The organism is Fluviicola sp. (genome assembly GCF_039596355.1).
GTDB lineage: Bacteria > Bacteroidota > Bacteroidia > Flavobacteriales_D > Crocinitomicaceae > Fluviicola.
The window spans coordinates 1-25,686 of sequence record NZ_JBCNJW010000017.1; the positions used below are offsets into that span (position 1 = coordinate 1).

The window sequence follows — 25,686 nt, forward strand, 5'->3', positions numbered from 1 at the left end:
AATTCCCAGCCTTTGATAATCGTTTCTGCCGGAACGTTCGGGTTCAATTCCCGGTGGTAGCGGAAAAGCATCTGGTTTTTGGAAAGCAGGAAGCATTTTTGACCGTCCGAAGAAGGAATGACTTCACGTGTCTGGGGAGTCATGAACAAAATCGGGTAGTGTCCCTGGAACAGTTGCATCGGAGTTTTGGATCTCTTTCCCGGTGTTTTCCGGGTCCATAATTCCACCAATGGCAGTTTCAGATACTGCAACAGGCGTTTACTGTGCTGTTGACGTTTGTAAACGCTGATATCTCCTTCCGAAGAAGTGTAAATCCAGTAATCGACCGCCTGATGGTATTCATTGACGGTTCGGAGCATCGCTGCCCGTTTGATCGTGGATTCCTCGGTAATAACAAAGACTTCTTTCTTTCCTTTTTGAGGATAGTTTTCCAGGAAATCCCGGATTCCGGAAGCGGCATCGGGTTGTGGTTCCAATTCTTCCAGTGCTTCAATCACGGCATCCACCGTTTGGGTAGACACTTCTTTGTAGCCTTTTCCAATTACAAAACATCGGCATGGGATGTCTGTTTTAGGATGCGAAGAAATGGCGGTTGCGATGGCAAATGCCATTGTCCGAGGTGTTCCCCAGTTTCTCAGGGAAACATCAATCAGGATCAGGCGTTCCGTTTCGTTTTGGTGCGGAGGAATTTCACGCTGTACGTACAAGGCTTCGTTGTTTGCCAAACGCGAAAGGAAAACCAGGTCGTCATTGGCAAATTCGGAAACCAGCAGTTTGTCGAAATCTCCTTTGTTAGTCAGATCCGCAATACCGCCCAATGGCTGATTGCTGGGTGCAGAACTGTGAGCCGGAATGGAAAGTCCGCCCCACAAGTAGCGGATCAGTGCTCCTACCTGGAAGGTTTGATTCCGTTCCATGAGCTGATCCACCAAGTCTCCGGTTTCTTCCGGGGTAGGTTCTCCGGGAATTTCCTCCAAATCCGGGATGTATGGAAGGCTCGCAATCGCTTCCAGGATTTTCTCCGGGGAAGGAAAACGCCGTCCGATGATACTCAGCTGGCGAAGTTCGTTGGAAAAAATCTTGGTGTTGAAAGGAATGTGTGTTTCGTCCCGCCCGATTGTTTGCGGAGCATTTCTCAAAACGGTTGCAATCCGGGCGGAATCCTGGATGGATAATTTGCCGTGACTGTTTTCAAAGATTGCTTTGAAGAGCAAAACCCGTCCGTTTTTCTTTTTGTATTGGGGTGGAAGTTTTCCCAGGACTTTCAGAAAATCCAGCGCTTCCAATACGTATTCTCTGTCTTTGAACGGCTCAGGAAAGCGCGCGTATGCCTGTTCAATAGCTTCGGAACCGTTTACGTTCGTTGCGGCAAGTGCCAAAACCAGGCTCCCAAAATAGGGAAGTCCCTGGAATTCGATTGCCTGGATGATTTCGACCAGCACTTCCTTGTAGGCAATGGTACTTCCGTGAGGGATAGAGACCACGTTTCCGCCTTCTTCCCATTGCCAGAAATACGATTCCTGTGTCCGAAAGTATTCTTTCCTTGTTGTCATAGTGTTTGCAAAGTCATTCGGTAAGAACTCCGTGATAACGGAACCAGATCACTGTTTTTGATGTGTATATATGTTCCGTTTTCGAGGAATAAAGCGGATTCTCCCGGGTTCAAATCAAGGATTTCTGCTGCCAGTTCGCCCAAAAACGGGATTTCCAGTTCGTAACCCGTCGGAAGCAGCCATTTGCCATGCTGCCAGTAGGTTTTTCCGTTGACTGGCAAGAGCGGTTTTCCCAGTAGTAAAACGGAATGGTTTTCCAGTAAAGTCCACCGGATGGCTTTCAGCCTCACCTCAGGAGCCGTTGCGATATAGTCGTTCAACTGTTCTTTGGTGCAGATCATGCCAGATGCTTCCTGTTCGGAATCACTTTCCTTCAGGTGGATTTCAACGAATTCCGAAACTCCGAAATAGTTGTGGTTCAAAGCAGGAAGTTTTACCGGCAGCGCCCGTTCAATCGGAGTCCACATCAAAGCAGGTGTTCTTCCTTCCGGCAGCAAACTGTTCAGTGGAAACAACTTTCCGTCTTTCTCGTAGAAGCACTTTTTATCGGGAATGGTGGCCACTTCCGTCGCATGAATCTGCGCATAATCCAAATCCTTGATCCAGATTCCGTTTTCATCCAGCCCCACTTTCAGATTGCTCCACATCCGGATCGCTCCGAGTGCATCTTTCTGTTCATGCAGCACGAATAAAAAGTAGGTCAGATGGTCTGAAGCATCTTTTGCCATAATCCTTCAATCTCGGTTTGTATATGCTGTTTGTGTTCCGGGTTTTTAATCCAGGAAGACCGTGTTTGAACATAGCGGAGCTTGTCTTTGATCACATTTCGTTCTTCAAAAGACAGGTCTGTTGCATCCCATTTAATTCCCAGCATCCCGATTTCTTTCATCAATTCTTCCGGATTCGGAACTTTGTTGAAGAGGGCTTGGGGGTGTGCAGGGCTTGCGGTATCTTTTTCGATGATTCCGTCAATGACTCCTGCCAGGATCTCAATTTGTTCTTCCGTATCCCAGATGTACTTCAAGACCCACAAATCGGAGAGAATCGCTTCCTGGCGGTTGCACATCAGGGCACTCGCGGCAATGATGTTCTGAATTTTGACAGCCCGCCGGTCAGAAACTTTGATTCCCGTATTCCGGAGGTTGTGAATCAGGTTTACGTATTCTTTGCGGATCGGTGAAAGGTCTACCTGACGGCATAATTTCTGGAGTTCCGTAATTTCTGTCGGCGTAATCGAAGGGATTTCTGTCGGGGCCTGGTTTTCCAGTTTCCAGCCCGCCAGCAACACTTCTTCCAGGTGATCGGTGTCTACGTAATCACACTGAATGCGGATCAGGAAACGGTCGAGCAATGCATTGAGGGATTCATCTTCCGGCAACACGTTGCTTGCTCCCACGAACATCAGCGCCGGAAGCTTGCGGCTTTCTTTTCCGCGCCGGAACAATTTTTCGTTCAAAGCCATGAGTAAACTATTCAGGATGGCACTGTTGGCATTGAAAATCTCGTCGAGGAACACCATCGATGCTTCCGGGAGCATTCCTTCCGTGTTGGTTACCAATTCTCCTTCTTTCAGTTTCCGGATATCAAACGGCCCGAAAAGCTCATTCGGTTCGGTAAAGCGCGTAAGCAGGTACTCAAAGTTTTTCCCATCGCGAATGCAATTGGATAACTGACGAATGATGGCACTCTTCGCTGTTCCGGGAGGACCCAGCAAAAAGGCATTTTCGCGCGCAATCAGGGTGATTCCCAGCAAGTCGATGATTTCATCTTTTCCTACGAACGATTGCTTCAGGTGCTGAAGAACCGCATTCAATTGATCTATTTTATTCGTCATGTTGTTCCAGTTTAAAGGCCTTCCAAAAATGATCCGCATACAGACCGAGATTGGCTTTTACGTGATGCTGAATCAGTGGATGTGCCGAAAGTTTTAAGTTTTTATACCCAATGACCCTGTCGGTATATAGTTGAAGCAAAGAAGGATCGGAAACAATTGCTTCAAAATCGAGTTGTTCCGTTTCCCGGATATACCGGATGGCGGAATAATGCCAGGTTTGTGCGATCTGTTGCAACAGCGGGATCAGTGCATCTTGCGAATCGATAGCTTCGAGTTGGTAAAGCACATCAGGTAAAAACCGCAAACACAAATCCGCCGAAACGATTGCTCCAGCATCAACCGGGTTTTCAAAAGCCGGGAAGAATGGTTGCAGGTCTTTCTCCTGGTGGTTTCGGTACAAAATAAATTGCGCTGCATTGTAAATGATCTTAGCTCCCCACAAAGCGGCTTCCGGGTTGAAAGACAACGAATCCGAAGGGAAATTCAGTGTTTCGATGAGGTATTCGCGGTGCAGGTAATCGGTTACTTCGTGCTGTTCCTGCTCATCAATGGTCAAAACATGCGCATATAGCACCACTTCCTCCTGTTGACGGAGAACCTGGATCATGTTTAGGAAGTATTGTTGATGCACGTTAAGTGAGTTGAGTTATTTGATCGTAAATATACTAGAAATTGAGTTTCGAAGCTTGTCCGGATGATGATTATTCTGCCTTTAATCAACTGTTTTTAAGAATGGAATAACGACATAGAGTGCTAAACCGGAAAGGCACAAAGTTTATACCATTCATTTGCGAACTTCTGCGCTCTCGTTCGACTGCGCTCACGCCGAAGTCTGCGGGATACATAAAACCACATAGGTATATAGAGCACATAGAAGGTTTACTACGTTATCTGCGGGAATCTTGATAAATACAGAACGTAATATCTTACGATCATTGGAAACTGACCGGGAGCAAACTTTAAAAACTGCTGAAAATGATCTTCAGGCTGGTAACCAGGGAGGAAAACATACCGAATGTCTGGTTGGTATCTCTGATGTGTTCTATGTTTCTATGTGGTTTCGAAAATAGCGAATTTAATATCTGTTCTGATTTTTCGCATGCAAAACCAGTGCGATTAACCCTCCTGCGAAAAGAACGGAACCGGAAATTATTTCTGCGGTGCCTGATGGGTTGTGGAAGTCCAAATCATGCATGCCGCCGAGCAAAAGACATAAGCCGAGAATTAATGCAAGTGTTATCAGTGACCAGATGAGGTATTTCATAAGATAGGATTTGAGCCAAAAGTAAGTAGAAATAGGAAGCGGATTTTGATCGTATTTAAAAACGAGCTCAAAAACGTGATCTGGTTTTAAAAATCAATTCCGAAACCCCAGTAAATAGGGTAAGAGTTCTGATCCGGAACGATTTATTTTGACAACCGGCTTCGGAGATAAGGGATTTTTACCTATCATTGTGCCACTATTTACCAATCACTATTAAATGAATTACAATCACTCACGTGTGATTAACACGCTCAAATCCAAATTCAAAGAACGTCTTTTATCCTGTTTGTTTTCATGCTGAAAAGCGTGGAACTGATTTGACTATTGACTACTTTGAGAGAGCGTCTGTGTGCGGTAAAGGGACTATTACTTAGAAACAATTAAACACAGCAAACATGAAAAGACCACTATTCAAGCGGGCTTGTCTGTCTGCATTGATAGCCATGAATATGGCCTTCAGTTATGGACAACAAGTACAAAACCGAGCCTCGGTTCCCTGTTATTCCGATGAACTGATGTCCGAACAGCTGAAAAAGGATCCGTCCATTCAGAATCGGGCAAACGAACGGGATTTTTTAATCCGGCAGTTTATCAAGGATAAACACAAAAACGAAGGATCGGGAACTCTGAAAAGCCTGAACGCGAACCTGATCATCCCTGTAGTTGTTTACGTCGTCCACGAGTATGGGGTGGAGAACATCACAGACCTCCAGGTAACCAGTCAGATCGACGCGTTAAACACGTACTACGCACCTTACGGAATCCAATTCTGTCTTGCGACTAAAAAAGGGACTCAGAACCTGACTTCCATTACAACACCTTCCGGAATCACCAGTTCCACTCCCGGAATTTTCCATTACGGGAGCTCTGTTTTGACCAATCACAACGTGAGTCAGCAGGCTGCATTGACAGCCATCGGAAGTACTTTGCCGGCAGACCAGTATCTGAAAATCTGGGTGGTGAAAGGAATTACTTCCAGCACGCTGCCCCCGGGAGAAAAAATTTTGGGTTACTCCATGCTTCCGGAATTTGCTGCTCCTGCCACAGACGGTATCGTGATGTCATACGATGCGTTCGGAGACATTGCTTCCTGCTCCTGCAGTACGCTGGCAGCTTACAGCCAGCATGGAAAAATCCTGGTGCATGAAGTAGGTCACTACCTTGGGCTTTACCACACGTTCAACGGTGGTTGCCAGGGAATGACTGCTTCTGATTGTGCTACATCCGGAGACCGGGTGTGTGATACACCTCCTGTAAATGCTCCGAACTCAGGTTGTCCGCCAAGTACCTGGAATACCTGTAACGAAACTCCGAACCTGCCGGATGATATCCACAACTACATGGATTATGTGTCCGAAACCTGTATGACCGGGTTTACAGATGGTCAGAACGACCGCATCCTGGCGGAAATTAACTTGTTCCGTGCGAACCTGGTAAGCTCCGGTAACCTGACGTATACAGGAGTGAGCTGTACAGGCGGACTTCTTTCCGATTTCACGGCGAGTAACTACAGCCCGTGTATCAATACGGCGATTACATTTACTGCAATTGCAAGCCCGGGAGCAACTTATACCTGGGATTTCGGTGACGGTACAACCGGTACGGGAGTAACCACTTCACATACGTACACCAGCGTTTACCAGCCTGCGAGCGTGGTGCTGACCATCAGTAACGGAACCAATTCCGTATCTTCTACCCGCATGATTTTCGTTTCACCATGTGAGCCGATCAACAAAGACCAGGGAATCTGGTATTACGGACAAAGAGGAGGAATGAACTTCGGTTCGGGAGCACCCGTTTATGACAACGGATCATACATCCACGGAAATTATGTCGATGAAGCGTGTGCCGTTCAAAGTACCACTTCCAATACCTTGTTGTTCTATACAAACGGAATCAATGTGTGGGATGTGAACCACGCAAGTATCAATACCGGAAACTTGTTGAAATCAGATATGTCTGCACACCGCGGAGCACTGATCGTACAAAATCCGGGGAATGCCAACCAGTATTACCTCTTCACAAAAGACGGAGGATATTATACTTCTACACTTAGCAATACTGTTCCGGGAAACAACGGATTCAGATACAGTGTGGTACAGGTGAGTGGTGGATTGGCTTCCATGACTTCCAACTGGAACGTTCCGATTGCACCACCGTCTTCACTGGGCTACATGACCGGTAACGACGGAGCAGTAATGGGAGGTGAAGGAATTACGGCGGTAAAATCCTGTAACGGTTACTGGATTTTGACAACCAGCAAAAAAGGAACCCAGTACTACATTACGATCTTCAGTTTGACTTCAAGCGGTTTGGCATACCATTCTGAAACCTTGAGCCCTTTCAATACTTCACAGCAGGCATTGGATGTATCGCGCAACGGACAGAAAGTAGCTATCGGATCGGGAACAAACGGTTCGCTTGAAACAGCGGGATTGGCTGTTTTCGACTTCAATACATACACCGGAGTACTTTCCAACCAAATCATTCTGAACAGCTTCCTGACTTACGGATTTTCGTTCAGCCCGGATTCCAAATTGCTGTATTCCAGTGGTTGGAGCGGAAGTAACCTGTACCAATATGATTTAACAGACCCTTCTCCGGCATCATCCGGAATCGTGGTATCAAATTCAGCTTCCTATGCGTGTGAGATGCAGTTGGGGCCTGATGACAAATTGTATCTTTCCAGCGGAACAACTTACGTACAGGTTGTTCACCAGCCGAATGTGAGAAGTACGACAACGAACCCGAATGCGTGTTTGTACACTCCGACCGGGCCTGTCATGCAGACAACATTGACACACAGCATGCCGAACCTGATTGATGCAACGGGGAATTCCGTGTATTCAAATACAATCGGTGTGACGCGACTCAGCTGTTTGCAGTACAGTTTCAGCAGCCAGCTTTGTGCTGCTTCGGTGACCTGGAACTTCGGTGACCCGGCATCCGGATCAGCGAACAGCTCCACATTGTCAAACCCAACGCACACATTCTCTGCTCCGGGAACATATACCGTAACAGTGAGTGGCGGTGGAACAACGCTTTCCACAACGGTTCAGATCGGAACGTCCTCTACCATTTCGGGGTCTCCGACGATCTGTTTGTCAAGCAATCATACCGGGAATTACGCAACAAACCTTCAACCGGGACAAACAGCTTCCTGGTCTGTTTCAGGAGGTGGAATTGCAGGTTTGAACAACCAGCCGGATGTCATGGTAATCTGGACATCTCTTCCGGGAACAGTGACATTAACAGTGACTGATCCTGCTACTGGGTGTTCTTCCACATCGACTTTTGTAGTAACCGAATCGTGTGATTCGTGCACAAGCTGTGCGGTAGATCCGTCATTCACGTATTACATCAATAACAATACCTGTGAGGTGACATTCGTTGCTCAGCACGGAGGGAATCCTTGTTTACAGAATGTCACGTACGACTGGACGTTTGACGGAGTGCCTGCAAGCGGAAGTACCGTAACCCATACGTTCTCAACTGCGGGAGCACATACGGTTTGTCTGATTGTAACAGCAGCGTTGGATGGGCAGGAATGCATCAAACAGGTTTGTCAGACAGTTGTAACGAATTGTCCTTCTCCATGTGACTGTAAACTGAAACCGACGTTCAAATACACCCTGGATGCCAACACATGTACGTATTACTTTGAAGGATATACGGGTGGGCCATCTTGTCTGCAGAATGTAGAATACCACTGGGATTTCGGTGACGGAACAACTGCTACGGGAGTGACACCGGATCACATGTATCTTGCAGCAGGTAACTACACGGTTTGTTTGACAGTGACTGTGCGAAACAGTAAAGGCGATGTTCAGTGTGAAGAGAAATACTGTGAAGACATCGATGTAACGTGTGAAGGTAAATGTGACTGTAAATTGGATCCATATTTTTACCATTGGGTAGATGAAAGCACGTGTACGTATACCTTCAGAGGATATACCGGAGGGCCATCTTGCCTGCAAAATGTGGAATACCACTGGAACTTCGGAGACGGAAGCACCGGATCGGGAGAAATTGTGAATCACATGTACACAGCAGCCGGATATTACGATGTATGTCTAACGGTGATTGTACGCGACAGCAAGGGAGACATCCAATGTGAGGAGAAATTCTGTGAAACGGTTGAAGTAAAATGTGCAGGAACCTGTCAGTGCAAGCTGAAACCGGAGTACAAGTATGTTGTCGATAGAAAGACCTGTATTTATTCCTTCGAAGGAGCAAGCGGCGGACCAAGTTGTTTGTCGAATGTAGAATACTACTGGAATTTCGGTGACGGAACAACAGATGTAGGACAGTATACGAACCACATTTTCACATCAACAGGAACATTCACTGTTTGTTTGACGGTTGTTGTGTATGACAATAAAGGCGATGTACTGTGTGAAGACAAATACTGCGAAGACATTGAAGTGACTTGTAAGGGTGATTGTGAATGTAAATTGCAGCCTTACTTCAAACTGGAAGTCGATAAGAAAGAGTGTATCTATACCTTCAAAGGATTCTCCGGTGGACCGAACTGCTTGCAATTTGTAGAGTACTACTGGGATTTCGGTGACGGTACAACGTCAATGGGACAAAATGCAGGACACGTGTATGCTGCTCCGGGAGGTTATGAAGTATGTCTGTATGTCATTGTTCGCAATGATAAAGGAGATGTAGTCTGTGATGAGAAATACTGCAGAAAGATCGAAGTGGAATGTCAGGGCAGATGCGAATGCAAATTGGCACCTGTTTACACGAAAACGAAGATCGGAAGTTGTAACTACCTCTTCACCGGATCTTCTGGTTCTCCGTGTGCGAATATCGAAGAGATCAGATGGTATGTGAACGGCAGCTACGAAGCTTCCGGACAGAACTTTACGTATGAGTTCCAGGTGAACCAAAGCTATTCCGTTTGTATGCTGGTGATCGGTTACCTGCCTACCGGAGAACGTTGTGAAGATACATACTGTGAATATTTCTTCTATACAGACTGCTATCCGTTGTTCGCAGCGAAATCAGTAAGTGATGGCGGAACAGGTATTTCTTCAGACCAACACCTGGAGCTGTATCCGAACCCGGCGCACGATGAGTTCCGTTTGAAATTTACGGATGCATTGGATGGTGCAGTTGAAGTGACACTGAAATCCATGGACGGAAAAGTGTTAGGAAACACTGTTTACAGCCGATTGGATGTAACGAAAGAACTGACTGTACAGCTTCCAGCTTCCCTTGTAACCGGATTTATCATGGTTGAAGTGAAAGCAGAAAACCGTATTTATACAGAGAAACTGATGGTTTTGAGAAATTAATCACAGGTGATCGATTGAAATGAATGAACGCCCGCGCAAGCGGGCGTTCGCTTTTTAGAACGCTTTGACATGTTGTTTCAGGATCGTAATCCCGATATTCTTGTGAATACTACTAATGGTTGCTAAATAACAACTAAAAGTAGTGCATTTACAACTATAAGTATTTGTAATTTTCAGGATTCGGAGAAGGCTCCCCATACCTTTGCAGTATCGCAAAATTCAAAAACAGGTTGGTAGATATGGAAACAAAGATCATTGGTAATAAAATTGCCGAAGCACGAAAAAAGAACACGATTTCCCAGGCGCAACTGGCCGAGCGCTTATTCATCAGCCCGCAGGCTGTCGGGAAATGGGAACGGGGTGAATCACTTCCGGATATTATCACGTTTAACCGGCTGGCGAAAATCCTGGGAGTGGATCTGAATTATTTTTCAGAAGACTTTCCGTCAGTTGGAACGGGAACAGCTGTTTCTCCGGTTGAATCTTCCGAATTGGATTTTCCATCAGGGAAGAATAAACTCCATTGGGATATGTCGCGTGGAAATTGGGTGGATGCGGATTTTTCCGGGTTAAAAGACCTGCACGAAAAATTCAGTTCTTCCAACATGAAGAATTGCCGTTTCATCGGATCGGATTTGTCGGGATTACTGCTGAAGAGCAACAACATTGATCGCTGTGATTTTTCGGATTCCGACCTCAGCGGTAGCCAGATCCGGAACTCAAACCTGGCGAATAACCAGTTCAAAAACTGTTCGTTGAGAGATGCCGAATTTTCTGGAAGCCACGTAAGCGGTTGTGACTTTACCGGAGCAGATTTTACAGGGGCGTTGATCAAATCCGGCGGGTTGGAGAAAGGATCGATGTCACAAGTAATCTTGAAGCGCACAGCGTTTCATGCAGCCTATCTTGCCGACCTCGTTTTCGACAGCACATTGGAGGATTGCTCGTTTGAGAACTGTTCATTTGCCCGCGTCACGTTCCAGAATGCAACATTGGTCAACACCTTTTTCAAGTGCCGGAGCCTGAAACGGATCAAATTCATTGATTGCCAGGCAGACCGCATGACCTACGAGTTCCTGAAAAATGGCCGGGCCGATCTGAGTGGGATTACTCTGATAGCATAAGAAAACAAAAAAGCGCCCCAAACTTGGAGGCGTTTTTTGCTTATTTGAATGTTGGTATGCTTTCGCTTACTGGATCAGGATGCGTGTTGTCATTGTTTTTCCGTTGGTTGTGTAGTTCAACAGGTAAACGCCGCGTCTCAGGGAGGATGTTGTGATATCAAACGTGTTATTCCCCTGCACCGTTTGGATTTCCGTTGTGTAAACTTGTTTCCCGGTGATGTCCGTCAGAGATACTTTCGCTGCACTGCCGTTGCCCGGTGTGTTGAGGATAAATGTCCCGTTATTCGGATTGGGGAATGCGTTGATTTGCTGATCTCCGCTTAATTCGTTCACTCCCAAAAGACAGTTACCGTTATTGCGCTCACACCATCTGCCCATGAATTCCTGGTAATACTGATTGGCGATCGAAGCATCGTGTACAATGACCGTATTTTCATCGTTCATTTGGTTTGCGCCGCTGCTCCAGTTATGCGAACCGGTCAGCACCGTTGGGTCGGAAGCAGGATTGGATTCATCCACAACCAGGTATTTGTGGTGGAAGATCCAGTTGTGGCCGTTTACAGCAAGGTTTTGACCCATCTGCGGAGAAAGAATCGTATAAGCGGCAGAAGAGGAATTGGCATCATCCACCATTCCTTTGGAATCCAAAGACTGCTGCTGAATCTGGTCACGGATTGCATACCCCAGGTCGGTGCGTGTGATCACCATCACTCCGAAATGCAGGTCGCTGTTCGCTGTTGCGATTGTTTTTAAGATTTGTGCATTGGTTTGATCAGACGGACTGAAATACGACTCCACACGTTTTCCCCCGATGATGTATTCATGCGGCGTGTTATCGGTCTTAAACTGCCCGAATCTGGACAATGAGGTATTCGCAGGAGCTGTTTGGCTGGTATCTCCCCACATTTCGTCGAATTCCATTTTGTAGCCGCGTGCCAAACTCTGATCCTGGAAGATGATCACATTGTTCGCATCGTCCACGAGTTGTCCGCCGGTGAAATTCGTTGATCCCGTCCATACAACCGGGAGATTCGGGTTCGCTGCATTGGCATCCATGATCACAAACTTGTTGTGCATAATGGAATAGCTGCTTCCTTGCGGAGAGTTCAGAACCGGAATCTGGCTGTTGATGTAGTTCAGCGCTACGTTCGTAGTACTTGCATCGTTGATGACACGGATTTTCACGCCGCGGGCATACGCATTGTTTACTGCCGTAATGATTTTGTTCCCGTAGGTAGAGTGATCCCAGTTGTAGATACAAATATCCAATGAGTAGTTTGTCCGGTCAATGTAAGCCGCCAGTGTATCTGCCACCAGGTGGTTCAGGTAAACAGCATTGCTTCCGGTTGAATAACTGGTATCGGTGTATCGGTTGAAATACGCTTTAATTTCTCCGGTAGAAAGTGATTGTGTGGCAAAGGTGCGTTCCAGTGTCACAGCGCTGTCTGCATTGTTCCAGGAATAGGCACGCACATAATAAATCGTTGCGGGAGATAATCCGCTGAGTGAAGCTGTGTGATTTGCCGTGTTTCCGGAAGCAAGTGTTCCCAGCTCCAGCGCAGGTGTTAATCCGTATTTGATGTAGGAATTGGTTCCGCCGATGTTGGTGGACCAATGAATGTCAAAACCGGTAGTCGTAATGGCTGAAGTACTGATCGGAGCTGTTTGGTAAATGGATGAACTGCTGACGATATCGTTTACCGTTCGTAGCAGCATTTGATACCCGGAAGTACAGCCGGTAGTCGGAGAGGTACAATATTGCGACATGATTCCCGTCAAATCCACCTCACCACCCGGAACAACCTGTCCGATGAGCGGACTGCCGTTGAGAATGCGGATCTGGAATGTTTGCCCTCCGCTGGTGACATTGTAATTGGTGTTTCCTGCAAAGGTGGCTCCTCCGTTGGCGAATGTACACGCATTCACACGCACCAGCTTGCTTTCCTGCAAGTCACTGATCGTAGAAACATCCGTAATGACTTCCGGTGCGGGAAGCGCTACATTGGAGATCACGTTGAAGGAGGTAACGGGTGTTACCTCTGCCAGGTTGTTGTAATTCGTCAATGTTCCGGTAACGAGTACGGAGTCTCCCGCATTGATGGAACTCAGGTTGGTTCCATAGATTGCAATTCCGGCAGCAGCATCCTGGATGTACCGGATGTTGGGTAATTCAGCCCCGTTCAACGAAACTCCGCGGAAGGTAACCGTACTTCCCAATGCCGCATTTCGGGCTGTCGAAATATCCTGTGCATGCGCCGAAACAACCGACAGAAAGCAGCTGATACCCGCTATTAAATGTATCTTCATCCTAATCAACTATAAAAATCAGCAACAAAGGTGGGGAATAGCTGTTACCTGATTATTAAAGAATTATATTTTAATAAATTTCTAATGATGAGGGGCTGTTTTGCTTTGTAAAGACAACGATCGAAATGGCTCAAAAAAATCGGGATTACTCGTCACAACGAATAATCCCGATTTTTTACCTAACTTCTGATTATAAAGATTTTTTAAAGACGATGATTTACTCCAGGAACCAAATCAATGTCACGGATTCCTGCAGTTCCATTTCCTGTGGAGCAAAACGCAGATCAGCACCGTCAGACATTCCTGAATCTGCAAATGCGCGCATTTCTGCTTTGTAGTAAACCGGCCCCGCGTTGTCAACTCCGTAGATGATTGATTTCACTGCTGCGAGTTTCACACCTGCCGCTGCAGCAAGGTTTGTTGCTTTCTTACGTGCATCAGCTACTGCTTTTCCCTGGAGGTCTGCTTCTGTTTTTTCACGCAGCGCATCGGAAAGGTAAAAACCGATGGTGAAATCTACCGGGTCTTTGGATTCGGAGAAACGCGCCGCAATTTTCTGTAACGTTGCCTGGTTGTAGGCAAACTTCACCGTCAGGTTTTGGGAAACCACGTAACCGCTGTCAACCGGGCCATTCTGACGATAGATTCTGTTTTTCGAAGCAGCATAGTTGGTTGTTTTCACATCGGATTCCTGGAACCCGAGCTGCTTCAGAATTTTCAAAAATTGCTGGGTTTGGTCACCGATCGCTTTCGTCGCATCTGCCATGTTCATTTTCACTGATGAAAGATGAATGTTGAGCTCTGTCATATCGGGAACAATGGAACCTTTGGCTGTCCCGTTTACGGTCACAGTAGGTTTTGAAGTGTGCTCTGTTTGCCCGAACACGATTCCTGAAGTCAGGAATAGGAAGAGAAAGCAAAGCTTTCGAAGACTGAAGCCAGCCGCTTGCGGCGTAGACTGAAGGAAGAGCGTTTTCATGATTACTTGTATTTGTTTCAACTTATGTATGGACGATTAAGCAAGACTTGTGCCAGAAATTGTGGCTTTCCGGGAGTGGCTGAGAATGAATTGAATCCGGTTTCCCAAATGGGTATTATTTCATGACCAATGACCACAACAACGCCTTTTGATGATTCTCAACAAACGTTTTGGTGCTTCATAGCTCTTGTTTTCGATGTGAATCATGCTGCGCTGATTGTTAAAACCAACCATTTTGGTGTTACCGTTCTGATCCTGGTAGCAAATCACAAAGTTACAGGATTTCAGAACTTTTGGTTCTATCGTATCCAACTGTTCAATCCGGGAAATCTCATCGGAAATTTTGGTGATACTCTTCCGGTCACTGATCACACTCTTCTTCTGATAGTGAGAGATGATTCTTTCATGAGGCAGCGTATATGCTCCTTTTGAATTATCGTAATAAAAGACGGATATGAAGACACTTCGTTTGCGTGCGGAAAAGCTGCTAAGCATCAAAGCACACAGCAAAATCAGACCAATACTTCTCAAAAACGACATCCCTCTATTCGTTTGGGTTCAGAAACAAGATACTCATTTCCAGGTTCTCAATGAAACAAACTACCGCTTATTTTTCCAGGGCATTTGTTTGTAAATCTCATCCAGTTCCTTTTGCTTCACACGGATTGCGATTTCAGCAATTTCCGGGTTCGAAAGGTATTTCTGGTATTCTTCTGACATGTTGTTGAAGGATGTGGTCACATGTTCGTAAGACGGAAACCGGTCAATCAGCGTTCCACGATAGTTGATAAACAGAACTTCTTTTCCTTTGTAAATTTTAAATACTCCCGACTGGGTAAACTGATAGTGTTTGTTTTCACTTAACGAATAAGACTGATCCAAATGACAGCTGTCGCAGGAATACACCACTTCGCCGGTTCCGTTCGTCATGGTGAGCACGGTTCCCTGCTTTGAAATCGCGGTATTTGTAAACGGATCAAAATAGCTGTCCGTAGAACGGTAGGGGAAAAGCTGTTCTCCTTTGAGATTCACGAACGTGTATTCGGCAACGCCCGACTGCTTGTCTTTCCGGATGATACAGGTCATAAAATCTCCCGGATAGGAAAAGAAGGAGTATTTGTAGTGTTCATCGTTCCGGGCGAGGAAGAACTGTTTTTCGAGTTTCGAATTGTAGAGCGTTTTTCCTTTTTCTTCTACTGCAAAGAAATACTCCAGGCCGGTGATATCGGTAAATTCCAAACCATCCTCACCGAAGATCCCGTTTTCCAGTTTGAACACCGTGTTTCCGGCGGTATCGATGATCTCTTTGACAAATACGTTCTTGTTGTTTTCCCGGAAGGTATGATAGATCAGCGTATAACCGTGTTCGTTGAAGTCGTTGTAGATCGAAACCGTTCCGGGCCTGTTGCTGAAATCGATGACTTCTTTCCCGGTTTGATCCACATACAACCCCGTATCGCCTTTGAATACAAGCGCTCTTCCTTCATGAAATGCCGGTTTGTATTCCCAGGCCGACATGCCTCTTCCTCCGGTCAGGTATTTTGCCGAATAGATCGGTTGAACAGCTATTTTTCCTTCCTGATTCAAAAAGCCGATGGTTCCGTATCGTTGTCCCAGTCCTCCAAAAATGATCGGGTACATGACAAAAGCGGTCATTCCTTCCGAACTTCCCAAAACCTTGAAAACGTAGCGCGAATTCTTCAGCTTAAACAGCGTATCTCCCTTTTTATTCAGCAAAGCATAACTGTGAGTGGATTCGGAATCGTGGTATTTAGTGCTCAGGTTCACACTGCGCAAGCCGCTTCCCGGATCGATGAGGTAATTCCCCGATACTTTTCCGTTTTTGTCCAGGTTGAGGTATTTTCCGGCCGTGTTTTTCACGCTGAATATCCCATTTGCGTAACTGGGTTCCTCCAGGTAAATGCATGGAATGATTTCTTTTCCCAGGCAATTAATGGCTCCGTATTTACCTTGTTTTCTCACAATCAGGATCCCGTCTTTCCAATTGGGTTTGTAGGGTTTAGAAGCTTCGCTGCTAACGTTCCCCAATTTGTCATACACCGGCGCAACGACCCAGTTTCCCAACGCATTCACCATTCCGAACTTCCCGTTTTGGACTTTCACACTCAGGAAGGAAGCCGCAACCGTATCGAAGGATACCGAAGGATTTTCCAGGTCAAGGTAATCTTTGAGGGAAATCTGACTGTAGCTGCGTTGAGACAAGCCGATTACTAAGAACGAAGAAAGGATCAGAAGCCGAAATTTCATTGGAGTTTCTATTGATACGTTTTTATTTTTTCTTCCCATTGGCTGTCTTTTAAAAACTGCCGGTAATCCGTGATGTGGAACATGTCGTAAATGGCTTTTTGCTTGTCGGCTGCGTGTTCGTAATACGATTTGCAAATTTCATATCCGATCCAATATCCCAAATCGGGGAAATTGTCTTCGGAAGCATTCTCGTAATTGGCGATCCAGTTGCCGTAGCGGTTAAAATACATGTCTTGTTTGAACCGTTCCCACACTTTCTGCTCTTTTCCTTTTACCCATTCCGCTACCTGGGGATTTGCCGATTTGCCGCTGATCAGTTCCCCGATGAAATCCGCCATTCCTTCATTAATCGCATACCCAAGCGTTATCGTGTCGTTGATATTTCCGCCCTGTTGGAAATGAATGAGTTCGTGTGCAATCACATGTGGGAGCATTTCCAGTTTGTTCATTAACAGCTGTTCTCCGAAATTCAGTTCTTCCAGGTTGGTGCTTTCGTCTTTGCAAATCTGGTTCACCCCGATTAAAAGTCCGGATTCCGAAACGGTTCCGCCGCTGGTGAATGCTCCGATTACGAAGTACACATCCGGGAATACGGCCTGCGGGTAAAGGGCTTTTAGCTGTTTAAACGATTCGTAAAATCGGGGTTTAAAAGCATCCACTTTGAGCGTATTCTCCCGGATGGAGCCATACAATTTCGGGTGGGTTTTGATGTGCCGAACAAATTGGTTGATTGAACCTACTTTCATTCCCATGTAATCGCCCATTCCGACGCTTGCCGGTTTAAAGTAATTCGCTTTGAAAATGGAACACGCATTCGAAGTGTCTTTCAGGTACAGGCCGTAACTTTTCCAGAACCGGTGCACGTCGTCCGTTACGAATCGGGCTTTTTCCGGATTGGTATTCAGGGGCTTTTTGTCTTTTAATGTTGCCAGCAAACGGTTCCATTTTTTATCGGCGTGCAATGAATTCAAATCAGGATCCTGCAGCAGGTTGTTCTTGTCGATTCGTCCGAATTGAGCCGCTTTTTCCAGGAGGAGGAAAGCACTGTCTGCTTTATGCTGCAATGCCAGGCAGCAAGCTGCATTGTAGGCTGCACCGACCTTTTTGGAGTTGAAATCGGCAATATCTGTGAGTTGAATGTAGTATCCGGCTGCTTTGTCGTATTCTTTTGCCTGGTAATACCAATCTGCTAAATCACTGGTTCTTTGCGGATCGGGTTCGGTCTGTGCAGAAGCAAGCCGCACCAGGGAAAATGCCAACAGCGTTGCAATGTATTTCGTTGTCATTGGTTTTATTTCGTTTCAATATCAATGATTTGTTGTCCCTGATCGCCCAAATAATGCCTGATCAACGGTTCATAGACGTTTACGCCCGTATCTGAATTGGTAAAAATCAATAATCCGTTTTTAGTCTTGGGAAAGAGAAAGAAGATGGTTTGCACACCTTTGTCAGAACCGCCGTGAGATAAAACGATTTCTCCGTTACTCAGGGTATAGATTTCAAAACCTAACCCCATATGTTTGCCCCGTGTGCTTGCGACCTGGGGTGACATCATTTCCTGAAACACCTTGTTAGTCAGCCCGTCACTGTTCAGAACACTCACTAAAAAAGTTCCGTAATCCTCAAGGGTCGTCAACAAGTCATCTGCTGCATTGGGTGTTTTGTTTTTGATGGTTTCGTAGGCTTTACCGTCTTTGTCATAGCCGGTTGCCAGCCGTGTTGTGTCCACCTGTTTGTTCCAGACATACCGTGTATCGCTCATTTTTAACGGTTGAAAAACAAGTTCATCCGCTAACTGCTGCAATGATTTTTTGAACTTCTTTTCCAATGCCCTTCTCAAGTATTCCATCCCTTCCCCGGAATACTGATACGCTGTGCCCGGGTCAAACTGAAAGTGCAATTTTTGGTCATCGTTCATCCAGCGCCAATTCGAAAAACCCGTTTGGTGGCTCAAAATCAGTCGCGTAGTCAATTTTTTGCTGCGTGGATCGCCGGCAATATCCGGATCTGTCCAGTACTTGTAAACAGGCTCATCCAAATCCCATTTCCCCAGGCTGACCAATTTCAGCGCAACCAGTGCCGTTACCGGTTTGGTTAGGGAAGCTACGTTGAAAATGGTGTTATAGGGTGCTGAAATACCCGGAGTAATTTCGCCGAATACTTTTACCTGTTGCAACTTACCTCCTTCGATAATTCCAATTCCCAATGTCGGCACGTGAATGTCTTTCAGCCGATTTGCAATTGCCGGATCATTGTCAAAAAGCAAACTGTCCTTTGAATCAAGGGGTTTAGAGCGTTCCGGATGTTTGTCAGCCTGTGCAAATGCTGAAAAAAGGGTCAGGGTAATAAAAAAGGTAAGTAGTTGTTTCTTCCATTGATTCGTGTTTGTTTTTTGTCCGGAAGAAACCTGCACCAGGGAAAATATGAACAGCGTTACACTATCTTTCTTTGTCATGGGTTTTTAATCGGTTGTTGGACGAAGTTAGTGAATATTGAGTTACACAATGCCGGCGGAATGATAAACGGAGCTGAAGCTTAGCCGGATGAGGAAGTAAGAAGGATGAATCAAGAAATATGTTTATCATTGTGATTCTAAAAAACCGGCCTATGAAAGCAATCTTAACAACCCTGACAGAAGAAAATAAAGCAGCTGTTTACGAACAGATCATCGACCCGATTTGGGATAAATGCAGAGACGGATTTGCCTTGGATCAGCTGAATGCATTTGAAAAACCACTGATTATTGCACAAATCATTGAAGATTCCATCAACGGTGGCGGCATCAATTCGTACTTCTACAATACCTGTAACAAGTACATAGCCGATGGACTGGCTGCCTTTCAAACATTGGGAATGACACACGTTTACGACATCTTCAAACAGGCTGTTGATGCTTTTCCTGCGTCTGAAATTCCGGGTGACCTTGAAACTTGCAGACAGCTCATAGAAGCACTGCCGGATGAAAATCCAGCGGATGAAAAATGGAATGCGCTGACCAATGAGTTTTACGACCTGCATGATTACATCCTCGACAAAAAACTGGAATATATCCGGGAATCTATGGAGAGGGGGTGAGTTGGAGAATACCTGCAGATGAGCTTATCTGAAAAGTTTCTTCCACCACTTCAGGTTCGTTTTGGGGGGAGGTGTTGCTATCTGTAGTTTTCCTTTCCGGTACTTTGTAGCGTTTGACGTCTTTCGTTAAATCAATTTTGCCTTCTTTGGTAATGACAATAAATTCATTGTTCTCAAATTTATAGGGACAATAGATGGGTAAAGTTGAGTCTAATTTAGTAATGGAATTGGTTTGAAGGTCGATAGCAACCAGTTTAAACCCCTCTTTCCGGTTGAAGGTCGTGCAGCAAAGAAACTGATTGTTGTCGTCTGCAACAAAAGGTCCGCCGATAGCTTCCGGAAGTTTTTTATTGTTTAGTTCCAAATCCGTAATCAATGGACTTGCCATGGCAAATTCACTGATGCCGCCGGTTATTTGAATGTTTACGCCCAGGTCTGAAAGCTCCCTGATTTTTTTATCTGTATAATTCCACGGATTTTCAATCTCGTGAAACCAGAGTTCATCGTTGTTGATGTTTAGCCCAAGCGATTTTTCGATTTCTCTGGATTGGAATTCATCAAAGGTTGTTTTGGGCCAGGTATTGTTTAATTGTGTCCAGATTTCAATTTCCTGCAATCGGTATTTTTCCCGAAACCAATCGGGCTGTATATAAAGCCAGCTGATTATTCCTTTGGCAAATGATGCATTACTCCCGATGTTTTGAGTCAGGTAATTTTGTGTTCTCTCCTCATCGATATAAAACATCAATCCTCTTGACAAGGCTTCAATGATTTTTTCATTTTTGGCTTCCAACAGCCATTGATAAATCAATTCGAAAAAATCGACCCGGATTCGTTCCTGATTATACGGGCTTGAAAGTTCCCTGGCGAGCTTTAACTGATCATTTTCATTGCCTGATATCGCGATATTTACAACCACAACTTTTCGAAAGTCAGGAAAACATCCGTAGATATGTTCCAATGATTTGTAGTAACCTTCAGAAGTCCTTTCGGCGTATATGTCAACTAAGAAGTGCCGTTTTGATTCTTCGGTAAAAGCTGCAAACAGATTCTCTCCTTTTGTAACATCTTCCGGAGAAATTTTCATGATTCGGTATAGTTCGTCTTTGATCATAAATCACACCACTTGCTTATAAAATTAGTGGTTTCATCAAGATTTAGAAGGAACCCGAAGTCTGCAATCACATAAAATCCGCGCTAACCCTTCGTCGTTTTAATACATCGAACTGTAAAACAAATTATTGGGCCTTAAATACATGCAGTTGTTTTTGAAATCAATAATGGTTGTGAACCGTTTTAAAATCAAATTGCCGATGTTTCCCAGTTTATCCGGCGTTTCGGGATCTTTCTGCGGAACATTTAACGCCAGGTTATACAATTCAAAACCACCGACTTGTAACCGGGGTAGTAACAGGACGTCTATTTTTACTTCAATACCGGCACTCCCCATGGAGATTCCTTCACCCATTTTTGGCAGTTTTCCCTGAAGGTGATTTTGAGTGAAATACTCATTGGAGATGCTTAATGATCCGTCTGAACCGGAATCGAAGTCAAACCATTCCTCGTATACTTTCCCGCCCACAATGAGGTGGCATTTGATGTATGGAATGCCATCGATCAGTTTGAAATCGACTTTTGTGAACTCACTATCGATTTTCGGCAGCGAATCAGATACGGTCATTTTTTGGGATTCATAATTGATTTTCACTACTTTATTCTGAAAGGCGACCCAGCCTAGAACCGCATCAAAAGGCGAGTCCCCAAAATCGATGGCTAAAAGCGGGACCTTATTCCAGGTAAATCCTTGAATATCAATCGTGTTTTTAGAACTTGTTTTTACGCGTTCCATGCCGTCAGTACCACCGTTTAATACAGAACCATCGATTGTTGCTTTTACCTTTTTGTCCAGTACGGAAGTGGATACGACCATTGCAGATGCACCCGTGTCGAATAGAAAATACAAACTATCCGACTGGTTTATGGTTCCCTTCAGGTAAATGCGGTTATCATCTCCGATTTCAAATGGAATGGTGTTCGTTTCGCTGGTATACGTATAGTTCGGGTAGCTGACTACCTGGTTGCTAAACGTATTAATTTGGGTGTAGATGGTGTCTTTATTGTTTTGAATAATGAGGAAATCGTATTTTTTGTTTGGCTTCACATGGAACGAAATCGAATCAATATCAGAGATATAGGTGATTGTTTGTGTTTTTGCAAAAGGTTTCGGCACATAAACGTCAGGCTTTGCCATGGCCACCGGATGCTGCTCGTGAATTTCACGAACACCCTCCCTGATTTGGATGGTTTTTCCAGTGGATTTAAGAACAGGTAGTTGAGCCGCTGCATGGTTATGCAATACTACGGAGAGGAAAAAAAAGATCACTTTCATATTTTTATGAGTTCATCAAGACAGATGCAAAAGAACAAACTCCGGCCGCAAAAAAATAGAATCAAATTAGCCTGTTTGGAGGTTTGGGAAGAATTTGGACTTGCCACCCTCCTTAATCCTCTCTCAAGGGAGGAGACTCTAATTCACTTGATCTTCCGCTGACTTCTGAACAGCCTCTTTTTAATAACGACCCGGTTATGTGGTTTTTCATCATAGGTTACGACTTCGAATTGATCGGAGGTAACTATTTTGCCATCTACATTAAATCTAAAAAAGTATTCATCGGGAACTAAAGAATATTCTCCCACCCATTTATCACCCACTTTCACCAGCAAATTTTCAAATTGATAATAGGAGAATCCATCAATCAGTACATATGTTGCGTCCTTAAAATCATCCAGTTCCAACCTGTAATTCTTCTTAGAGGGGAATTTTCCTTCCAGTTGGTTTTTGAAATCGGTTAACGTTTCATCCTTCGGGTAGTTTTTCAATCCTTCGGTTAAAGATTCGATTGCTTTTTCTTTTTCACCTCTGCAATACAACGCAAAACTGTTTATGTAATAATCTTTTGCCTCGGGTTTTATTTGCTTGAAAAAATGTTCAAATACCGGGTAAGCATCAATATTTGCTTCCATATCAAGCAAACCGGTAACAAGTAAACGCATCATTGTTAAACGTTGTTCCGGATCTTGAATGGATTCAATCAGTTCAATGGAGGTTGCATACTCTTTATTTTCCGCCGCGGTATGCGCTTTGACCAACATCTGATCTTTGAACAGATCGCACAGATAGATGGATGTTTTTCCCCTTTTCAACAATTCCTGAATCGATGTTTTGCAGGCATTCTTAAAATCCAACCCGAAATAGAACCAGATTTCACCGGTCGACAAATTGTGAATGTTCGAATAGATTGTACTGGAACCACTGGGATAAAATTGATGGGTCGAATCACAAATTTGTGTGAACAATTCAAATGAAGGTTCGTTGTTTTTTAATAGGCGTTGTGCAATCGGCATCCGGAAACACGGATCGTCCTGCTGGTCTCCATGGCACAAATTATAATTCGTGGAAGCCAGGTGGTTTTCTTTGGTGATCCACATACTATCCGCAACGATAATTCCTAAATTCCCAAATTTGTCTGCCAAATGAAGTTGACTGTATTCAAGTCCGGGAATTCTATATTTTTTGTAAAGATCCATTACTTCCTGAACCGTTGAGAAATGCTGCATGATGTACTCAAACATTTTCACATGTCCCCCGGGGTAATACTCCTTTTTTTCATTCGCCTTACTTTGAGTATATTCCACCGCATTGAAGTCAAAAAAGAGCCCCGCCTCATTGACACCTCCCTGCATTCCCTGTTTGGGATCATTATACGTGAAAAACACATATCCATAGCTATCACTGCCGGAGGGAACGATATTGATCAGATTTTTGAAGGTGAAAAGATTGTCTTCATTGTTGCCCGTCCAGACCTGTCCTTTTTTATCCTTTGCGCTGATAATTGTGCAGGAAAACGCGTGTAATTGAGCGAATAAGGCAACGGTAATAAATAGTGTCTTTTTCATTGATTTGGTTGATTTGTTATACTTGCAAAACGCTTAAACTACCGGCTAATTTGCAACATGTTTCAATGTTATGACAATTAATTCTTCTTCAAAAGTGACGGATTCTAATTTTGTTCCGAAAACGGCTTTGTTCAATGCCAGAAATGCCGCATTCATCGAATCATCCATGCAGTGTTCATACTCCAAACTAATGAAATCAAACTTCCACTTTTTCTTATTTAGTTTTTCCATTAAAACAGCGTACGATTCCTTATTTCTTTCAAAATCCTGAAAAAAATCACAGTACACACCCGTTAATTCGAGGAAACCTTCGTGTTTGTATAATCTGATCGGGTTATTGTTCTTTAAATAAACCGATATATTTTCCGGCATATCGCTTTTTTCTTTTTGTACGCAGGAAGAGAAAAGCGAAAGTGATAGTAGAATTCCTAAAATGAATTTCATTTTTTATGTATTATCAACAACATAAAGATCTCCCATTTTGGATGGTCTGCTTACAATGGAGGATCTCTGGTTTATGGACGAATATAACTAGTTTTTCCGGTTATGAGGTAATTCGGATTCCTGTAGCTTTGATCCGTTGTTCGTACTCACTATCCGCTCTCGCTCTGAAAAATAAAAGCACCATCCGCCCTGGCAGACAATGCTTTTATTTTTGTGATCTTGAGCGGGGAAATCTTCAGAGGTCGGAGTCCCCTTGTTTGAAAGGGTTAACACTTATTTCGATCATCAGATTTTCAAAATAAAAATAGAACCCGAACGTATCTCTGATTTTCTTTGGACCGCTCTCAAACGATAATCCCTCCACAGCTGTTAGTTTTTGATAAACTGCGTGTACTGCGTCTTCATTTTCCTGGTAAAAGCCAATATGAAAATTCTTCGGATAATTGGGAACCTGCTCCTCCTGGTTTAGCACTTGTCCCCAGAGTACGAGTGCGAACGTATCGTTTTCCAGCACGGCCATCATGCTATTTCGGTTCGTTATCAGGCTGAAGCCCAAAAATCCGGTAAATAAGTTTACAGCTTGATCTACATCTTTCACGACGAGATTTACGTGATTTAAATTCATTTGTTCCTGTGTTTATAATTGGGAACCAAATTAATCTTTGGGTAAGAGGCTCAATTGGATAAATCGGTCATTTTCGTTTTTTCCCAGTACGGTAGGCTTCACTCCTGAAAACTTCTTTACTTCGCGGATAAAATGGGATTGATCCACATAATTCAGTTCCGGGTAAAAATCTCCGTTTTTCAATTGTTTCAGGGAGTTTGAAAAACGAATAACATTGATGTACGATTTTAGTGTTATTCCAAGCCAGGCATTAAAATAGCGGTTGATCTGCCGACTGCTCCAACCCGTTTTTTCGGACAATTCTTTTACACTGATTTCGCCTTTCGACGTATAAATAAGCTCGAATAAATTCTTTTTACGGTAATCAATCTCTTTTGTCAGCATTCCGGTTATGATCCGGCAGGCTTTTTTGCAGAAGTTGTCAAAATCTGTCAGATCCGTTACTGAAAATCCCCAATAATCTGCAGGAAGCATCAGACTTGTGTTCTTAAGACCGGAAAATGATTGCTTGAAAATGTATTCGGCAGCTACGGGATAAAAGCTGATGGCGAACATCGTCGAATGGGGAAACGGAGGTTTTATGACAGGCTGTGTACAAATCCCGGAAATAAACAGTTCAAAATCGCTGCCCGCTTTATCAAACAGGAACAAGTCGATCTTACCGTCCGGAATGATAATTCCTGTTGTGCTTTCACCTGAATAGTTTCTTACCATCCAGATACTCTCCACGATGTCTGTAAGTGATTTTTCGGGTTTAACCGCGACGTATTTCAACTCAAGATGCTCTGAATCCATAGTGGAAATGTACGTAAAGCATCTCGAAAACCGGGTTTTTATTTATCCATGTTCTTACCCAGGTTCAAGGTTGACTACGTTCAGGATGATCTGTTCGTCTAAATAGTCAAATGACGTCTGATTGACTTTCTCTAAAATTGAAAGCGCATTTTCGT

Annotated in this window: 19 protein-coding genes and 1 pseudogene; 3 read left to right on the top strand and 17 right to left on the bottom strand. The window is 44.4% G+C overall.

The genetic code is table 11. The features are described 5' to 3' along the window. From ABDV94_RS19520 to ABDV94_RS19540, 5 genes and pseudogenes are all read right to left on the bottom strand, one after another. A pseudogene (locus ABDV94_RS19520) lies at positions 1-1,553 on the bottom strand (hypothetical protein); the annotation flags it as partial. Continuing rightward, positions 1,550-2,281 carry a hypothetical protein gene (locus ABDV94_RS19525; protein WP_343748907.1) on the bottom strand — a complete coding sequence of 244 codons (732 nt, stop codon included), beginning with the start codon at positions 2,279-2,281 and terminating at the stop codon, positions 1,550-1,552. The pseudogene ABDV94_RS19520 and the gene ABDV94_RS19525, both read right to left, overlap by 4 nt. Continuing rightward, the gene (locus tag ABDV94_RS19530; RefSeq protein ID WP_343748908.1) at positions 2,254-3,387 is read right to left on the bottom strand and encodes an AAA family ATPase; all 1,134 of its coding nucleotides are present in this window, start codon (positions 3,385-3,387) and stop codon (positions 2,254-2,256) included. Before ABDV94_RS19530 ends, ABDV94_RS19525 begins: the two co-directional genes overlap by 28 nt. Next, positions 3,377-3,994, bottom strand: coding sequence for a hypothetical protein (locus tag ABDV94_RS19535; RefSeq protein ID WP_343748909.1), 618 nt, complete (start codon positions 3,992-3,994; stop codon positions 3,377-3,379). The genes ABDV94_RS19530 and ABDV94_RS19535 overlap by 11 nt, the downstream gene beginning before the upstream one ends. A 468-nt stretch (positions 3,995-4,462) precedes the next feature. Further along, complete coding sequence (locus ABDV94_RS19540; RefSeq protein ID WP_343748910.1) at positions 4,463-4,651, bottom strand: hypothetical protein; 189 nt, start codon at positions 4,649-4,651, stop codon at positions 4,463-4,465. Positions 4,652-5,046: 395 nt separating this feature from the next. Between ABDV94_RS19540 and ABDV94_RS19545 the strand changes: the two genes are divergently transcribed. Together ABDV94_RS19545 and ABDV94_RS19550 are read left to right on the top strand one after the other, a co-directional pair. Beyond that, on the top strand, positions 5,047-9,957 hold the full coding sequence (locus tag ABDV94_RS19545; protein WP_343748911.1) for a PKD domain-containing protein: 4,911 nt from the start codon (positions 5,047-5,049) through the stop codon (positions 9,955-9,957). 239 nt (positions 9,958-10,196) lie between these two features. Further along, positions 10,197-11,081, top strand: a complete 885-nt coding sequence (locus ABDV94_RS19550) for a pentapeptide repeat-containing protein (RefSeq protein ID WP_343748912.1) — start codon at positions 10,197-10,199, stop codon at positions 11,079-11,081. A 66-nt stretch (positions 11,082-11,147) separates the two neighbouring features. On the opposite strand, the gene ABDV94_RS19555 is transcribed toward ABDV94_RS19550, so the two are convergent. From ABDV94_RS19555 to ABDV94_RS19580, 6 genes are all read right to left on the bottom strand, one after another. Further along, positions 11,148-13,388 carry a phospholipase D-like domain-containing protein gene (locus ABDV94_RS19555; protein WP_343748913.1) on the bottom strand — a complete coding sequence of 747 codons (2,241 nt, stop codon included), beginning with the start codon at positions 13,386-13,388 and terminating at the stop codon, positions 11,148-11,150. Between the two features lie 217 nt (positions 13,389-13,605). Beyond that, a complete protein-coding gene (locus ABDV94_RS19560; protein ID WP_343748914.1) occupies positions 13,606-14,367 on the bottom strand; it encodes an SIMPL domain-containing protein in 762 nt (253 codons plus the stop codon). A gap of 120 nt (positions 14,368-14,487) precedes the next feature. After that, entirely contained in the window at positions 14,488-14,907 is a 420-nt protein-coding gene (locus tag ABDV94_RS19565; RefSeq protein WP_343748915.1) for a hypothetical protein, read from the bottom strand. Positions 14,908-14,967: 60 nt separating this feature from the next. Further along, entirely contained in the window at positions 14,968-16,635 is a 1,668-nt protein-coding gene (locus ABDV94_RS19570) for a WG repeat-containing protein (RefSeq protein WP_343748916.1), read from the bottom strand. A gap of 8 nt (positions 16,636-16,643) precedes the next feature. After that, positions 16,644-17,921: a DUF2268 domain-containing putative Zn-dependent protease gene (locus ABDV94_RS19575; protein WP_343748917.1), complete on the bottom strand. Its 1,278-nt coding sequence runs from the start codon at positions 17,919-17,921 to the stop codon at positions 16,644-16,646. 5 nt (positions 17,922-17,926) lie between these two features. Then, positions 17,927-19,090: a serine hydrolase domain-containing protein gene (locus tag ABDV94_RS19580; protein ID WP_343748918.1), complete on the bottom strand. Its 1,164-nt coding sequence runs from the start codon at positions 19,088-19,090 to the stop codon at positions 17,927-17,929. Positions 19,091-19,242: 152 nt separating this feature from the next. Here ABDV94_RS19580 and ABDV94_RS19585 point away from each other — a divergent pair, with 152 nt between their 5' ends. Beyond that, entirely contained in the window at positions 19,243-19,710 is a 468-nt protein-coding gene (locus ABDV94_RS19585; RefSeq protein ID WP_343748919.1) for a DUF4375 domain-containing protein, read from the top strand. Here ABDV94_RS19585 and ABDV94_RS19590 read toward each other — a convergent pair. From ABDV94_RS19590 to ABDV94_RS19615, 6 genes are all read right to left on the bottom strand, one after another. Continuing rightward, positions 19,694-20,797 carry a hypothetical protein gene (locus tag ABDV94_RS19590; protein WP_343748920.1) on the bottom strand — a complete coding sequence of 368 codons (1,104 nt, stop codon included), beginning with the start codon at positions 20,795-20,797 and terminating at the stop codon, positions 19,694-19,696. The two genes, ABDV94_RS19585 and ABDV94_RS19590, sit on opposite strands and share 17 nt — an antisense overlap. Before the next feature lie 126 nt (positions 20,798-20,923). Then, positions 20,924-22,099 (bottom strand): retropepsin-like aspartic protease, encoded by a 1,176-nt coding sequence (locus ABDV94_RS19595; RefSeq protein WP_343748921.1) that lies wholly within the window; start codon positions 22,097-22,099, stop codon positions 20,924-20,926. A gap of 143 nt (positions 22,100-22,242) precedes the next feature. Continuing rightward, positions 22,243-23,667 (bottom strand): carcinine hydrolase/isopenicillin-N N-acyltransferase family protein, encoded by a 1,425-nt coding sequence (locus ABDV94_RS19600; RefSeq protein ID WP_343748922.1) that lies wholly within the window; start codon positions 23,665-23,667, stop codon positions 22,243-22,245. 45 nt (positions 23,668-23,712) lie between these two features. Further along, positions 23,713-24,111, bottom strand: coding sequence for a hypothetical protein (locus tag ABDV94_RS19605; protein ID WP_343748923.1), 399 nt, complete (start codon positions 24,109-24,111; stop codon positions 23,713-23,715). A 235-nt stretch (positions 24,112-24,346) separates the two neighbouring features. Then, positions 24,347-24,736: a VOC family protein gene (locus ABDV94_RS19610; RefSeq protein WP_343748924.1), complete on the bottom strand. Its 390-nt coding sequence runs from the start codon at positions 24,734-24,736 to the stop codon at positions 24,347-24,349. 30 nt (positions 24,737-24,766) lie between these two features. Further along, positions 24,767-25,531, bottom strand: coding sequence for an AraC family transcriptional regulator (locus ABDV94_RS19615; RefSeq protein ID WP_343748925.1), 765 nt, complete (start codon positions 25,529-25,531; stop codon positions 24,767-24,769). Between the last annotated feature and the right edge of the window lie 155 nt (positions 25,532-25,686).